Raw genomic sequence first — 13,949 nt, forward strand, 5'->3', positions numbered from 1 at the left:
TATGGAACTGAATAAGTTAATAGGAAATGCCTTTTTGGAAATTGCAGATGCAATTGAAACTGGAAATTTTGGAAAAACCAAAAAAGTTGCATTAACTACTTTAGGAAGTGAACATGGAGAAGATACTTTGATTGAAGGAGCAAAGCTTGCATCAAAGCTTTACCCTGATTTAAAGATAGTTTTAATAGGTCCTAAGAATGATTCAGGTCTTGAGACGCTTGTTGCTGAAACAGAAGAAGAAATGTACAAAATAATGGAAGAAAAGCTAGACAATAAAGACATAGGAGCATGCATTACTATGCACTATAACTTTCCAATTGGAGTTTCAACAGTAGGAAGGGTTGTAACCCCATCGAAAGGAAAGGAAATGTTTATAGCTACCACAACAGGGACTTCTTCTGCCCATAGAATAGAAGCTATGGTAAAAAATGCAATATATGGAATTATAGCTGCAAAGGCTTCAGGCATTGAAAATCCTACAGTGGGGATACTAAATGTAGATGGAGCGAGAACTGTAGAAAAAATTCTTAAAGAAATAAAAGCACAGGGCTATAACATAAACTTTGGGGAGTCTCAAAGAAGTGATGGAGGAAATGTACTAAGAGGAAATGATCTTCTGCTTGGAACTGTAGATGTAATCGTAACTGATACTTTAACAGGAAACATACTAATGAAATTATTTTCTTCCTTTACAAGTGGAGGGCAATATGAAATTTCAGGCTACGGTTATGGACCTGGAATCGGAGAAGGGTACAATAGAAATGTACTGATACTTTCTAGAGCATCTGGAGCACCAGTTATTGCAAATGCCTTAAAGTATGGTCACGAAATAGCTAACAATAATATAAATGATATTGCAGCGAAAGAGTTTGATATATTGAACAAAATCAACTGGATGAGTATAGTTGCAAAAGCTACAGAGAAGCAATCAGTTAAGAAAGAAGAAAAAGAAGAGATTAAAATTCCTGACAAAGTTGTTGTTACAGGTTCTATTTCAGGCATAGACATTATGGAGCTAGAAGATGCGGTAGCTGTATTATGGAAAAACAATATTTATGCTGAAAGTGGTATGGGTTGTACAGGTCCTATAGTTTTAGTTCCTGAAGACAAGGTGAAGGAATGCCAGCAAATACTTACATCAGCAGGCTATGCAGCTGGAGAAGGGGATATTTGTTAATTATAAGAATGGCGGGCTTAAACTTAGGCCCGCCTTTTTAGTCTATTGAGTTTTTATACTCAAGTTAAGTATTTGTATAGAATATATATAAATTTTACTTGTAAAATGTAAAACTTTTGTTAAAATAAAAGAGAGCCTTATAATAACGTTTCCATACTAAACGAGGAGGGTATTAAACTATGAAAAAAAGACTTGCAGCATTACTTTTAGCAGCCTTTATGGGAACTGCGGTTCTTAGTGGTTGCGGAACTACAAATGAAACAGGTACTGGCACAGACACAGATAATGGAGGGTCTCCAGTAAAAGTTGGACTAGTTACGGATTCAGGAACTATTGATGACAAATCTTTTAACGAAGGTACTTGGACAGGTATAGTTCAATATGAAGAAGAACATCCAGATGCAGTTGAAATTGATTACCTACAGCCTGGTGGGGAAGAGCATGCATATTATGTAAGTGCAATAAATGACCTTGCAGATACTGACTATGAAATTATAGTAACTCCAGGATTCAAGTTTGAAACAGCTATAAATGAAGCTGCAGCAACTCATGAAGATATAAAATTCATACTACTTGATGGATATCCCCATACTGGTGATTTTGAATTTGTGTCACATGAAAATGTAGTATCAGTTTTCTTTAATGAACATGAAGCTGCTTTCTTAGCTGGTATTGCAGCTGCACTTTCAACAGAAACAGGAAATGTTGGATTTATAGGTGGTATGGAAATTCCTCCAGTTCAAAAATTTGGATGGGGATTCAAAGCTGGGGTTCATTATGCGAATGAAAACCTAGGAACTGATGTAAATGTTGACGACAACTACGTATTCCAAGGAACATTTACAGATGTAAGTGCAGGTCAAACAATAGCTTCTGGAATGTATAATAGAGGTGTAGATATAATATTCCATGCAGCTGGCGGAGTTGGAGTTGGAGTATTCAACGAGGCTAAGCAAAGAGCTACTGCAGGAGAAAATGTGTTTGTTATTGGTGTTGACGTAGACCAATATGAAACAGGTATGATGGAAGATGGAAGATCTGTTACTCTTACTTCAGCAGTTAAGAGAATAGATGTTGCTGCTTATGATTATATAGATGCAATTATAAACGGCGGATTCCCAGGTGGAGAAATAGTAACTCTTACACTTGCAGATAATGGGGTTGGAATACCTGAAGAAAACCCAAATCTAAGCAGTGAAATTTATCAACAAATTCAAGAAATAAGAGATCTTGTAATAGATGGTTCTGTTGTGGTTCCAGCTAGCCAAGAAGATCTTGATGCTTTTATACAATAAAGTATTTAAAATACACTTTATAAAGTAGATGCCAAAAAAAGTGTGCTTTGCACACTTTTTTTGCGACTTCAGCAATAGTTTATAAATTGATTTATGATATAATGTTAAAAAACATTTGGAGGCTAAATATGGAATATATAATCGAAATGCTAAATATTCGAAAAGAATTTCCTGGAATTGTGGCCAATGACAATATAACACTCCAACTAAAACCACAGGAAATTCACGCTTTACTTGGTGAAAATGGGGCTGGAAAATCTACTTTGATGTCAGTTTTATTTGGTCTATATAAGCCAGAAAAAGGAATAATAAAAATTAGGGGACAGGAAGTAAAAGTTTCAAACCCTAATATAGCTACTGAACTTGGAATAGGAATGGTACACCAGCATTTTAAATTAATCGATACTTTTACAGTAACTGAAAACATTATCTTAGGGATGGAAGAAACTTCTGGTCTTTCTATTGATATAAAAAGTGCAGCAAAAAAAATAGAGACTCTTTCAAAGCAATATGGACTAAGAGTTGACCCATATGCAAAAATTCAAGATATATCAGTTGGAATGCAGCAAAGGGTAGAAATCCTAAAAATGCTTTATAGGGATGCCGAAATTCTGATATTTGACGAGCCTACAGCTGTATTGACTCCTCAAGAAATTGAAGAACTTATGAAGATTATGAAAGACCTTGTTAAAGAAGGAAAGTCTATTATACTTATAACCCACAAGCTTAAAGAGATTAAAGCTGTAGCGGATAGATGTACAGTTATTAGAAAAGGAAAGGGAATAGGTACTGTAAACGTAGCTGAAACAACCAAAGCAGAAATGGCTGAGCTTATGGTTGGAAGAGAAGTGAGTTTTTCAGTTGAAAAGGATGAAGCAAAGGTTGGAGATGTAGCCTTTAAAATAGAAAACCTAACTGTAAAAGACAAAAGAGGATTGGATGCAGTAAAGGATTTATCCCTTTCAGTAAACTACGGAGAAATACTTGGAGTAGCTGGAATAGAAGGGAATGGTCAAACTGAGCTTATTCAAGCAATAACAGGACTTGCGGAAATAGAGTCAGGGGATATTTTATTGAAGGGAGAGTCACTAAAGTCAATGCCTATTAGAAAAAGGTATAGTAAAGGTATAGGCCATATTCCAGAAGACAGACATAAGCATGGACTTGTACTTGATTTTACCTTAGAAGACAATATGATACTTCAAAACTACTATAAATCTCCCTACTCGCAAAATGGAATCTTACAAAGAAATGAAATTAGAAAGAACTCAGAAAAACTAATAGCGGAATTTGATGTTAGAAGTGGTCAAGGTTCCAAGACTCTTGTAAGGAGTATGTCTGGTGGAAATCAACAAAAGGCTATAATAGCAAGAGAAATAAGCAATTCTCCAGATTTGATGGTTGTTGCTCAACCAACTAGAGGACTTGATGTAGGAGCTATTGAGTATATTCATAAAAGAATAATTGAAGAAAGGGATAAAGGTAGAGCTGTAATGCTTTTCTCTCTTGAGCTTGATGAAATATTAAATCTAGCTGATAGAATAGCTGTAATATATGGTGGAAAGATAGTGGGAATAGTTAATGCAAAAGAGACTAATGAAAATGAAATAGGACTTATGATGGCAGGCTCAGGAGGTGAAGATACCCATGAATAAACTTATAAAATATATAACGGATGAAGGAAAACAAAATATTATAATTCCGTTTTTATCAGTATTTCTTGGTTTTTTAGTTGGTGCTATTATAATGATGGCCTCGGGCTTTAACCCTATTCAGGCTTATTCCGCCCTACTTATGGGAGCTGGATTTTATGGAAACCTACAGAGATTTGGAAACACTTTGCTAAATATGACTCCTCTTATTCTAACTGGGCTTTCAGTTGCTTTTGCTTTTAGAACAGGTCTTTTTAACATAGGAGCCTCAGGGCAGATGTTAATGGGTGGTTTCGTAGCCGTATATATTGGGATAGTATTTGATTTTCCAAGAATTATACATCTCCCTCTAGCTGTTCTTAGTTCAATAGTATTTGGAGGACTTTGGGCTTTTATACCAGGGCTTTTGAAGGCTAAATTTAAAGTCCACGAGGTAATAAGTACTATAATGATGAACTGGATTGCATACTGGACTGTATATGATTTAGTAAGAGCTACTATTCCAGGAAATTTTGATACTGAGTCTGCAGTTATAAAATCAACAGCATCTTTACGAACAGCTTGGATGAGCAATATGTTTAATGGCTCTTATATAAACCTTGGACTATTTTTAGCTTTTATTGCCGTAATAATAATATGGTTTATTTTAGAAAAAACAACATTTGGATATGAATTAAAGGCAGTAGGATTCAATCCAGATGCAGCCGAATATGCTGGAATGAAGGTTGATAGAAATATAATCTTATCAATGATGATTTCTGGAGCCTTAGCTGGTCTTGCAGGAGCGACTTATTATTTAGGTTTTACAAACAATATTAAAATTGGAGTTTTACCTCCTCATGGATTTGATGGAATAGCAGTTGCACTACTAGGACTTCTATCACCTATTGGAGTTGTTTTTTCGTCATTCTTATTCGGATTTATGAACTCAGGAAAGCTATTTATGCAGACATCTGCAAGAGTTCCAAATGATTTAGTACCTGTAATAATAGCTACAATAGTATTCTTCTCTGCAGCAAATTTAATGGTTAAAAGCTGGCTTTCTCAGCTTGGAAAATCACTGAAAAAAGATGGAGGTGAAAAATAATGTGGGAATTAGCAGTAAGTATTTTCCCTCTAGCTTTAGCATACACAGCTCCTCTTCTTATAATAGCGCTTGGAGGACTATATAGTGAGCGAAGTGGTATAGTTAATATAGGTCTTGAGGGCTTGCTTGGAATAGGTGCTTTTTCTTATGCTCTATTTGTTTACTATACGTTTCCATCCTTAGGAGGGACTGCAATTTGGGTTGGGTTGTTAGTTGGAGCATTGGCAGGTGGGATTTTTTCACTGCTTCATGGATATGCCACTATAAAAATGAAAGCAAATCAAGTAATTAGTGGTACAGCTATTAATATGCTTTCTCTCGCCCTTACAATTTATTTAGCAAGAAGACTTACAGGAAGCGCAAATATTCAGCTTACAAGAGGAGTACCAAGAAGAAATATTGCCCCTTTTTATGATATCCCAATAATTGGTCCATTATTTTTTGGAAATGCGTATATTACTACCTTTATAGTTATTGCTATAGTGGCCCTGAGCTGGTATGTTCTTTACAAGAGGCCTTTTGGACTAAGACTTAGGGCGTGTGGAGAAAATCCCCATGCCGCAGATTCAATGGGTATAAATGTTACTATAATGAGATTCATAGGAGTATTTATGTCTGGTATACTATCAGGACTTGGTGGAGCAATAATTATTGGAACATACTCAGGGGAATTTTCCCAATTAACTTATAGTGGATTAGGATTCCTTGCTCTTGCTTCTTTGATTTTCGGACAATGGAAGCCATGGGGGGTTTTATGGGCAGCTAGTTTCTTTGGCCTTGCAAAAACTATAGCCGACATGTCTATCATTATTCCGGCATTCAATATAGTTCCAAATGCTGTGCTTAACTCATTTCCATATGTTATAACTTTGATTGCCCTTGTTTTGTTTTCTAGAAATGCTAAATCTCCAAAAGCGCTTGGAGAACCTTATGATGCAGGAAAAAGATAAAAAAAGAGATTTTAAAAAAGTTGGGTTAGGTATAATTTTTATGCCAAATCCAACTTTTTTATATCATTTTTAAGGGAGAAAAATAAATAGACTAGATTTTAAAAGGAATTTCTATTATCATAATCAATGGGACTATATAAATACATAGGAGGGTCTAAAATAATGAAAAAAGTAGTATCATTAGATACAGCAATGGATAAAATTCAAGATGGAATGGTTTTAATGATAGGAGGATTTTTAGGATGTGGAACACCTGAGATCTTTATTGATGAGCTAGTAAAACGAAATGTACAAAATCTTACTATAATAGCCAACGATACATCTTTTATAGATAAGGGACTAGGAAAGCTTATAGCAAATAAACAGGTAAAAAAAGTAGTAACCTCTCATATAGGGACCAATCAAGAGACTGGTAAGCAAATGCTTGCAGAGGAACTGGAAGTTGATCTTGTGCCACAAGGTACTCTAATCGAAAGAATAAGATGTGCAGGAACAGGACTTGGTGGTGTATTGACTCCTACAGGTATTGGTACACTTGTGGAAGAAGGAAAAGAAAAAATTATAGTGGATGGGAATACGTTTTTACTTGAAAAACCATTAAAAGCAGATGTAGCTTTAATATTAGGAAACAAAGTTGATTCAAAAGGTAATATAGTATATTCAAAATCTGCTAGAAATTTCAATCCTCTTATGGCTATGGCTGCAGATACAGTGATTGCATATGCTGAAAACCTTGTTGAAGTTGGAGACATAGATCCAGATTCAGTAGTTACACCTTCAATTCTTGTAGATTATATTGTAAAGGAGAAATAAGATGTCTAGAGAAATCATAGCAAAACGAGTAGCAAAAGAACTGAAAGATGGAGATGTAGTAAATCTAGGAATTGGAATGCCAACATTAGTAGCTAATTATGTTCCAGAGGATATAGATATAACACTTCAATCAGAAAATGGATTTGTAGGTATTGGACCTGCTCCAAGTGAAGAAAATATAGATAAGGATTTAATAAATGCTGGGGGTCAGCCTGTTACAGTAAGAAAAGGGGGGGCTTTCTTTGATTCTTCAATGTCTTTTGGGATAATTAGAGGAGGACATGTTGATGTTACTGTATTAGGTGCATTACAGGTTGATGAAGAAGGGAATCTTGCAAACTGGATGATTCCTGGAAAAATGGTTCCTGGAATGGGTGGAGCTATGGATCTTGTTGTAGGAGCTAAAAAGGTTATCGTTGCAATGGAACATACAGCTAAAGGAAAAGCAAAAATTCTAAAGAAGTGTAATCTTCCCCTTACAGCCAAAGCTCAAGTTGATTTAATAATTACCGAAATGGGAGTTATGGAAGTTACAGAAAAGGGATTAATACTTAAGGAAATTTCACCTGAGTTCACTTTAGAGGATATTATAGCTGCAACTGAAGCTAACTTAATTATTGATTCTGAGCTTAAAACTATGGAGATTTAACCTTCTTAATTTCTTTTACATATTAAGTTATATATTGACTTAATATGTATTTTTAAGTATAATCTTGTATAATATAATACTTTAGTGATGACGAGAAAGAGTAATGATTTTTATGTATGTCAGAGAGAGAAGCATAAGCTGAAAGCTTCTTCATACATTTTTCATGAAAACCACCTCTGAGCTTTTTCCAATAAAAAGGAAAACGTGTTAGCACGTTATAGCTAGCTTAAGATAATAGATTTTTCTATTAATTTGGGTGGAACCGCGACTTTTAATCGCCCCATTTCTGGGGCGATTTTTGTTTTTTTGAAAAAAATTAATATAGGAGGGAAAATAATGATAAAGATTGAATTAAAAGATGGCACTATAAAAGAATTTGAACAGCAAACAACTGCACTTGATATTGCATACTCAATAAGTGATGGACTTGCAAGAGCTGTAGTAGGAGCAAAAATAAATGGTGAAGTAAAGGATCTTATGACAAAAATAGATTCAGATTCCAAACTTGAGTTTTTGAAATTTGATGACATAGATGGGAAGGATGTTTTTTGGCATACATCAACTCATATTATGGCTCAGGCTGTTAAAAGATTGTTTCCAGAGGCTAAGCTTGCTATAGGACCAGCAATTGAAAATGGATTTTACTATGATATAGACTTAGAGCATAGACTTACACCAGAAGACCTCGAAAAAATAGAGCAGGAAATGAAAAAAATAGTAAAAGAAGGATTCGATGTAGAAAGATTTGAGCTTTCAAGAGAAGAATCTATAAAATTAATGAAGGAAATGAAAGAAGAATATAAGGTTGAATTAATTGAAGCTCTTGAGGAAGGAAGTACAATTTCTTTTTATAAGCAGGGAGAATTTGTAGACCTTTGTGCAGGGCCTCATTTACCTACTGTAAAAAAAGTCAAAGCATTTAAGCTTCTTTCTGTAGCTGGAGCATACTGGAGAGCTGATCAAAACAACAAAATGCTTCAAAGAATATATGGTATTGCCTTTGAAAAGAAAAAAGACCTTGATGAACATCTTCATATGCTTGAAGAAGCTAAGCTTAGAGATCATAGAAAGTTAGGCAAAGAACTGGAATTGTTTACAATACTGGAAGAAGGACCAGGATTCCCTTTCTTTTTACCAAAAGGAACTATCTTAAAAAACAAACTACTCGAGTACTGGAGAACAATTCATAGAGAAGATGGATATGTAGAAATAGAGACTCCTATTATATTAAATAGAAAACTATGGGAGACATCTGGACACTGGTTTAATTATAAAGAAAATATGTACACTGTAGAAATCGATGAAGAGGATTATGCAATTAAGCCGATGAACTGTCCAGGATGCATGCTTGCTTATCAAAGTAAAATGCGTTCTTATAGAGACCTTCCGTTAAAAATGGGAGAGATCGGAAGAGTTCATAGACATGAATTATCAGGAGCTCTTCATGGACTTATGAGAGTAAGGGCATTTACTCAAGATGATGCACATATATTTATGCTTCCAGAGCAAATAAAAGACGAAATAAAAGGGGTTGTAGCTCTTATTGATAAGGTCTACAAGACATTTGGCTTTTCTTATCATCTAGAGCTTTCTACAAGACCAGAAAAGTTTTTAGGAGAAATATCTCTGTGGGATGAAGCTGAGGCTAATCTTAAATCTGCTCTTGAAGAGCTTGACATGCCATTTAAGATTAATGAGGGAGATGGAGCATTTTATGGTCCTAAAATTGATTTTCATTTAAGAGATTGTCTAGGAAGAACTTGGCAGTGCGGAACTATACAATTAGATTATCAGATGCCAGAACGTTTTGATTTATCATATATTGGAAAAGATGGAGAAAAACATAGACCTGTTATGATTCATAGGGTTGCTTTTGGAAGTATTGAAAGGTTCATTGGTATATTAATAGAGCATTATGCAGGTAAATTCCCTCTTTGGCTTTCTCCAGTTCAGGTAAAGATACTACCTATATCAGATAAATTTATGGACTATGCTAAGTCAATTGAAAATAAATTATTTAATGAAGGGTTTAGAGTTGAATTAGATGATAGAGCTGAAAAAATAGGGTATAAGATAAGAGAGGCTCAATTAGAAAAAGTTCCTTACATGATTATAGTAGGAGAAAAAGAATTAAATGAAGGTTCTATATCTGTAAGATCTAGAGATTTAGGTGATTTAGGTTCAGATATTATAGATAGTTTTATAGATAAGCTCAAAGAGGATGATATAAATAAAAGATAATTACTTTCACTTATCAGAATTGAGTTTTGCCATGGGAAGGTGATAAATTAATGTTTATAAAATATGAAGAGATGCTTTTAAACTCGAAGCCCGCTCCACTGACATCGATTTTTGAAGGCTTCATGATTAATTATGGTGGATTTGAAAAATTCACTCAAAGCATACACCCTCTTTATGGAAGAGATAATAAGGGAACTCACGAAAAAACATTAAGATGTGAAGATATTATTAAAAGCAGAGGGTTTGAAAGCAGATATAGAATAGTATTTCAAAATGACTACAAGAAATTGGACGAAGAGCTTTTTAAATCCGGTTACGAAAGAGAATCTCAAGGAACTGTAAAAGGAATAGATATTTCTAATTTACAAAGAGAATTATTTACCTTTGCAAACTTCATACAAAATGGGGTTTATGTGGAAGAAGAGCTTAAAGATTTCTGGCTTTCAGACTATTCCTATCTAATGAATATAGGAGAGTATGATACAAAAGCTTTAGCTGATTCTATTAGGGGAGGACTTTCAAAATTTGTATATTTTACACTAATTGAAGAAAATATTCTTTTAGGACAGGGATATGTTACTTTTCAAGAAGAATTTATGATTATAAATAATATTATTATTAATCCCAAATATAGAAGGCTTTCTTATGGCAGAAGGCTCCTAATGAGCATGCTTAGCTATGGTTTTAAGCAAGGGGCATCTATTGCTCTCGCTGATGTATTTTATGATGATATCCCTTCAAACAAGCTTTTTAATAAGGTGAATTTTGAAGATATTTATGGCTATTGCTATAGAGTGAAAAAATAAATATAAAATGTTTGACATATTATAAATTTATTGTTACAATTAACAAGTTGATTATTAAGTAGAAGTATCCGCTTCTCACCTTATTGCTAAGGCGTATAAGGTAATTACTAGGCTCTTACTATGTAGGAGATTGATTAGTATCTTCGTGCGGATAGCTTGTGCTATCCGCATTTTTTATTTGCAATATTTATTTTCAAATTTGGAGGTGTATGAATATTAAAGATCAACAAATTAATGAGCAAATTCGAGATAAAGAAATCCGTGTTATTGATGAAGATGGGACTCAATTAGGAATTATGACATCAAGAGATGCTCAAAACTTAGCTAATGAAAAGAATTTGGATTTAGTTAAGATCTCTCCAAACGCAAACCCCCCAGTTTGCAAAATAATGGACTTTGGTAAATTCAAATATGAAGCAGCCAAAAGAGAAAAAGAATCTAAAAAGAAACAAAAAGTTGTGGTTATAAAAGAAGTTAGATTAAGACCTTCTATAGAGGAGCATGATTTGACCACAAAGGCAAAAATGGCCTACAAATTCCTTGAAAACGGAGATAAAGTAAAAGTTTCGGTTAGATTTAGGGGAAGAGAATTAGGCCACAAAGAAATAGGGATTGAGGTAATTAAAAAGTTTGTAGATTCCTTAAAAGAAGTAGGAACTCCTGATAGAGCGCCTAGATTAGAAGGAAATACTATGATTGTTATGCTTGACCCTAAGAAAAATCTTTAAGAACAACAAACTAGAAGGAGGAAAACAAAATGCCAAAAATGAAAACTCATAGAGGAGCAGCAAAAAGATTTAAAGCTACTGGAACAGGTAGACTTAAAAGAAGTAAAGCCTACACTAGCCATATATTAACTAAGAAATCTCCTAAGAGAAAAAGAAATCTTAGACATAGTGGACTTGTATCAAAAGGTGATCAAACAAGAATTGCAAGATTATTACCATATATTTAAAATATCTTAATTATCAAGGAGGTTAACATAAAATGGCAAGAGTAAAAAAGGCTATTAATGCCCGTAAAAAACATAAAAAAGTACTTAAATTAGCAAAAGGTTTCAGAGGTGGAAGAAGTAAACTTTTCAAGCCTGCTAATGCATTTGTAATGAAAGCTTTAATGCACTCATATGTAGGAAGAAAACTTAAAAAGAGAGATTTCAGAAAAATATGGATTGCTAGAATCAATGCAGGAACAAGAATGCACGGATTAAGCTATTCAAGATTTATGAATGGTCTTAAAAAATCAAATATAAACATAAACAGAAAAATGCTTTCTGAAATGGCTATAAATGATCCTAAGGGCTTTGAAAATCTTGTTAATGTAGCAAAAGAATCACTTAATGCATAATTATTATATTAAGCACACGTTTAAAATCGTGTGCTTTTTCAATAAAATAAAGCAACAATGTATTTTTTCTGAACACACAATAAACTATGTTCACAAAAAATACATTGTTTTTTATGGCTCATTTAGTTGATTGTAGAAAAAAAAAAGAATAAGTGTTCAAACATAGGACATTTTTTATTCTGGATATTTTTCGTTTTAGAATTAAATCTGCTAAATGCCTTATAAAGGCTGGGTTTCAATTCAAGAAATTACTTTGATTTATTTGGCATATATATTGCTTTAATATAAAATGTATTATTATACGAAAGGAGAATGATTATGAATGGAAAAAAAATCTCTCAAATAAACATAGGAGACAAAGCTAGCACACAAAGAACCATATCAGAATCAGATGTATATTTATATGCCGGAATAACAGGTGATTTAAATCCTGCTCATATCGATGAAGAAACTTCTAAAAATAGTATGTTTAAGGGAAGAATAGCTCATGGTATGTTAACAGCTGGTCTTATTTCAGGTGTTTTAGGAATGCAACTTCCTGGTCCAGGCACGATATATTTATCCCAAGAATTAAAGTTCACTGCTCCTGTGAAATTTGGAGATACAATAAAGGCTGAGGTAGAAGTTGTTGAAATAATCAAAGAAAAAATAGTAAAGTTAAAAACAACTTGTACTAATCAAGAGGGCACTATTGTATTAGAGGGTCACGCAACCGTAATGCCCCCAAAGTAATATTTTTTAAAAAAATTCGTTAAATTAATAATTAACAATAGGAGGAATTAATCATGGAGTTTGGTTTTTCAAAAGAGCATGCTTTGCTGAAACAAATGTATAGAGAATTTGCAGAAACTGAGGTTAAGCCCCTTGCTGCTGAGGTAGATGAAAATGAAAGATTTCCAGTAGAAACTGTTGAAAAAATGGTCAAAGCTGGATTTATGGGGATACCATTTCCTAAAAAATATGGTGGAGAAGGTGGAGATAACCTTGGGTATGCAATGGCGGTTGAAGAGCTTTCAAGAGTTTGCGCAACGACTGGAGTAATACTTTCTGCCCACGTTTCCCTTGGAGCTCATCCAATATATCAGTTTGGTACAGAAGAGCAGAAACAGAAATTTCTAGTACCAATGGCAAAAGGAGAAAAAATTGGAGCTTTTGGTCTTACTGAAGCAAACGCTGGAACTGATGCTTCAGCGCAACAGACTACTGCAGTTTTAGATGGAGATCATTATATAATAAATGGGTCTAAGATATTTATAACAAATGCTGGTTATGCTGATACATATGTAATTATGGCTATGACTGACAAGAGTGCGGGCACTAGAGGTATTTCTGCATTTATCATAGAAGCTGATACAGAGGGATTCACAATTGGTCCAAAAGAGAAAAAATTAGGAATTAAAGGTTCTTCAACTTGTGAGCTTATATTTGAAAACTGCAGAATTCCTGTTGAAAATAGACTTGGAAAAGAAGGTTTTGGCTTCAAGGTTGCTATGCAGACTTTGGATGGCGGAAGAATAGGGATTGCTGCTCAAGCACTTGGAATAGCTCAAGGAGCTTTAGATGAGACAGTAAATTATGTAAAAGAGAGAAAGCAATTTGGAAGACCAATATCTGCTTTCCAGAACACTCAGTTTCAATTAGCTGATATGGCTTCAAAGGTTGAAGCTGCAAGACTACTTGTGTATAAGGCTGCTTACAATAAGGACATGGGTTTACCTTATTCTAATGAAGCGGCTATGGCTAAGCTGTTTGCATCAGAAGCTGCTATGGAAGTTACAACAAAAGCTGTACAGCTTCATGGAGGATATGGATATACAAGAGAATATCCTGTTGAAAGAATGATGAGAGATGCAAAAATAACAGAAATATACGAAGGTACTTCAGAAGTTCAAAGAATGGTAATAGCAGCAAATCTATTAAAATAAGGAGGAA

Annotated in this window: 14 protein-coding genes and 2 other annotated features; all 14 genes read left to right on the forward strand. The window is 34.1% G+C overall.

Going from position 1 to position 13,949, the window contains the following annotated elements; translation table 11 throughout:
- Nucleotide 1 precedes the first annotated feature (1 nt).
- On the forward strand, nt 2-1,177 hold the full coding sequence (gene grdD, locus J2Z35_RS03925; RefSeq protein WP_209659603.1) for a glycine/sarcosine/betaine reductase complex component C subunit alpha: 1,176 nt from the start codon (nt 2-4) through the stop codon (nt 1,175-1,177).
- Between the two features lie 179 nt (nt 1,178-1,356).
- Nucleotides 1,357-2,472: a BMP family lipoprotein gene (locus J2Z35_RS03930; protein ID WP_209659605.1), complete on the forward strand. Its 1,116-nt coding sequence runs from the start codon at nt 1,357-1,359 to the stop codon at nt 2,470-2,472.
- A gap of 128 nt (nt 2,473-2,600) precedes the next feature.
- Nucleotides 2,601-4,127: an ABC transporter ATP-binding protein gene (locus J2Z35_RS03935; RefSeq protein WP_209659607.1), complete on the forward strand. Its 1,527-nt coding sequence runs from the start codon at nt 2,601-2,603 to the stop codon at nt 4,125-4,127.
- Entirely contained in the window at nt 4,120-5,211 is a 1,092-nt protein-coding gene (locus J2Z35_RS03940) for an ABC transporter permease (RefSeq protein ID WP_209659609.1), read from the forward strand. The genes J2Z35_RS03935 and J2Z35_RS03940 overlap by 8 nt, the downstream gene beginning before the upstream one ends.
- Complete coding sequence (locus J2Z35_RS03945) at nt 5,211-6,161, forward strand: ABC transporter permease (protein WP_209659611.1); 951 nt, start codon at nt 5,211-5,213, stop codon at nt 6,159-6,161. The genes J2Z35_RS03940 and J2Z35_RS03945 overlap by 1 nt, the downstream gene beginning before the upstream one ends.
- A 162-nt stretch (nt 6,162-6,323) precedes the next feature.
- On the forward strand, nt 6,324-6,974 hold the full coding sequence (gene atoD, locus J2Z35_RS03950) for an acetate CoA-transferase subunit alpha (protein ID WP_209659627.1): 651 nt from the start codon (nt 6,324-6,326) through the stop codon (nt 6,972-6,974).
- A gap of 1 nt (nt 6,975) precedes the next feature.
- Nucleotides 6,976-7,623: a CoA transferase subunit B gene (locus tag J2Z35_RS03955; protein ID WP_209659629.1), complete on the forward strand. Its 648-nt coding sequence runs from the start codon at nt 6,976-6,978 to the stop codon at nt 7,621-7,623.
- 78 nt (nt 7,624-7,701) lie between these two features.
- Nucleotides 7,702-7,909: a binding site (T-box leader), on the forward strand.
- Between the two features lie 50 nt (nt 7,910-7,959).
- Nucleotides 7,960-9,864 carry a threonine--tRNA ligase gene (thrS, locus tag J2Z35_RS03960; protein ID WP_209659631.1) on the forward strand — a complete coding sequence of 635 codons (1,905 nt, stop codon included), beginning with the start codon at nt 7,960-7,962 and terminating at the stop codon, nt 9,862-9,864.
- Between the two features lie 50 nt (nt 9,865-9,914).
- The gene (locus J2Z35_RS03965) at nt 9,915-10,670 is read left to right on the forward strand and encodes a GNAT family N-acetyltransferase (protein WP_209659633.1); all 756 of its coding nucleotides are present in this window, start codon (nt 9,915-9,917) and stop codon (nt 10,668-10,670) included.
- 50 nt (nt 10,671-10,720) lie between these two features.
- Nucleotides 10,721-10,853 (forward strand) — a sequence feature (ribosomal protein L20 leader region).
- A gap of 26 nt (nt 10,854-10,879) precedes the next feature.
- Complete coding sequence (infC, locus tag J2Z35_RS03970; protein ID WP_209659635.1) at nt 10,880-11,398, forward strand: translation initiation factor IF-3; 519 nt, start codon at nt 10,880-10,882, stop codon at nt 11,396-11,398.
- A gap of 29 nt (nt 11,399-11,427) precedes the next feature.
- The gene (gene rpmI / locus J2Z35_RS03975; RefSeq protein ID WP_209659637.1) at nt 11,428-11,625 is read left to right on the forward strand and encodes a 50S ribosomal protein L35; all 198 of its coding nucleotides are present in this window, start codon (nt 11,428-11,430) and stop codon (nt 11,623-11,625) included.
- A 32-nt stretch (nt 11,626-11,657) separates the two neighbouring features.
- Nucleotides 11,658-12,017, forward strand: coding sequence for a 50S ribosomal protein L20 (gene rplT / locus J2Z35_RS03980; protein ID WP_209659639.1), 360 nt, complete (start codon nt 11,658-11,660; stop codon nt 12,015-12,017).
- Nucleotides 12,018-12,335: 318 nt separating this feature from the next.
- Entirely contained in the window at nt 12,336-12,749 is a 414-nt protein-coding gene (locus J2Z35_RS03985; RefSeq protein WP_209659641.1) for a MaoC family dehydratase, read from the forward strand.
- A gap of 53 nt (nt 12,750-12,802) precedes the next feature.
- Nucleotides 12,803-13,942 carry an acyl-CoA dehydrogenase gene (locus J2Z35_RS03990; RefSeq protein WP_209659643.1) on the forward strand — a complete coding sequence of 380 codons (1,140 nt, stop codon included), beginning with the start codon at nt 12,803-12,805 and terminating at the stop codon, nt 13,940-13,942.
- Nucleotides 13,943-13,949 lie beyond the last annotated feature (7 nt).

Source organism: Acetoanaerobium pronyense (assembly GCF_017874355.1).
Classification (GTDB): domain Bacteria; phylum Bacillota; class Clostridia; order Peptostreptococcales; family Filifactoraceae; genus Acetoanaerobium; species Acetoanaerobium pronyense.

Coding starts and splice junctions, on each gene's coding strand:
- grdD (WP_209659603.1), top strand. CDS start 2: ATGGAACTGAATAAGTTAATAGGAAATGCCTTTTTGGAAATTGCAGAT.
- J2Z35_RS03930 (WP_209659605.1), top strand. CDS start 1,357: ATGAAAAAAAGACTTGCAGCATTACTTTTAGCAGCCTTTATGGGAACT.
- J2Z35_RS03935 (WP_209659607.1), top strand. CDS start 2,601: ATGGAATATATAATCGAAATGCTAAATATTCGAAAAGAATTTCCTGGA.
- J2Z35_RS03940 (WP_209659609.1), top strand. CDS start 4,120: ATGAATAAACTTATAAAATATATAACGGATGAAGGAAAACAAAATATT.
- J2Z35_RS03945 (WP_209659611.1), top strand. CDS start 5,211: ATGTGGGAATTAGCAGTAAGTATTTTCCCTCTAGCTTTAGCATACACA.
- atoD (WP_209659627.1), top strand. CDS start 6,324: ATGAAAAAAGTAGTATCATTAGATACAGCAATGGATAAAATTCAAGAT.
- J2Z35_RS03955 (WP_209659629.1), top strand. CDS start 6,976: ATGTCTAGAGAAATCATAGCAAAACGAGTAGCAAAAGAACTGAAAGAT.
- thrS (WP_209659631.1), top strand. CDS start 7,960: ATGATAAAGATTGAATTAAAAGATGGCACTATAAAAGAATTTGAACAG.
- J2Z35_RS03965 (WP_209659633.1), top strand. CDS start 9,915: ATGTTTATAAAATATGAAGAGATGCTTTTAAACTCGAAGCCCGCTCCA.
- infC (WP_209659635.1), top strand. CDS start 10,880: ATGAATATTAAAGATCAACAAATTAATGAGCAAATTCGAGATAAAGAA.
- rpmI (WP_209659637.1), top strand. CDS start 11,428: ATGCCAAAAATGAAAACTCATAGAGGAGCAGCAAAAAGATTTAAAGCT.
- rplT (WP_209659639.1), top strand. CDS start 11,658: ATGGCAAGAGTAAAAAAGGCTATTAATGCCCGTAAAAAACATAAAAAA.
- J2Z35_RS03985 (WP_209659641.1), top strand. CDS start 12,336: ATGAATGGAAAAAAAATCTCTCAAATAAACATAGGAGACAAAGCTAGC.
- J2Z35_RS03990 (WP_209659643.1), top strand. CDS start 12,803: ATGGAGTTTGGTTTTTCAAAAGAGCATGCTTTGCTGAAACAAATGTAT.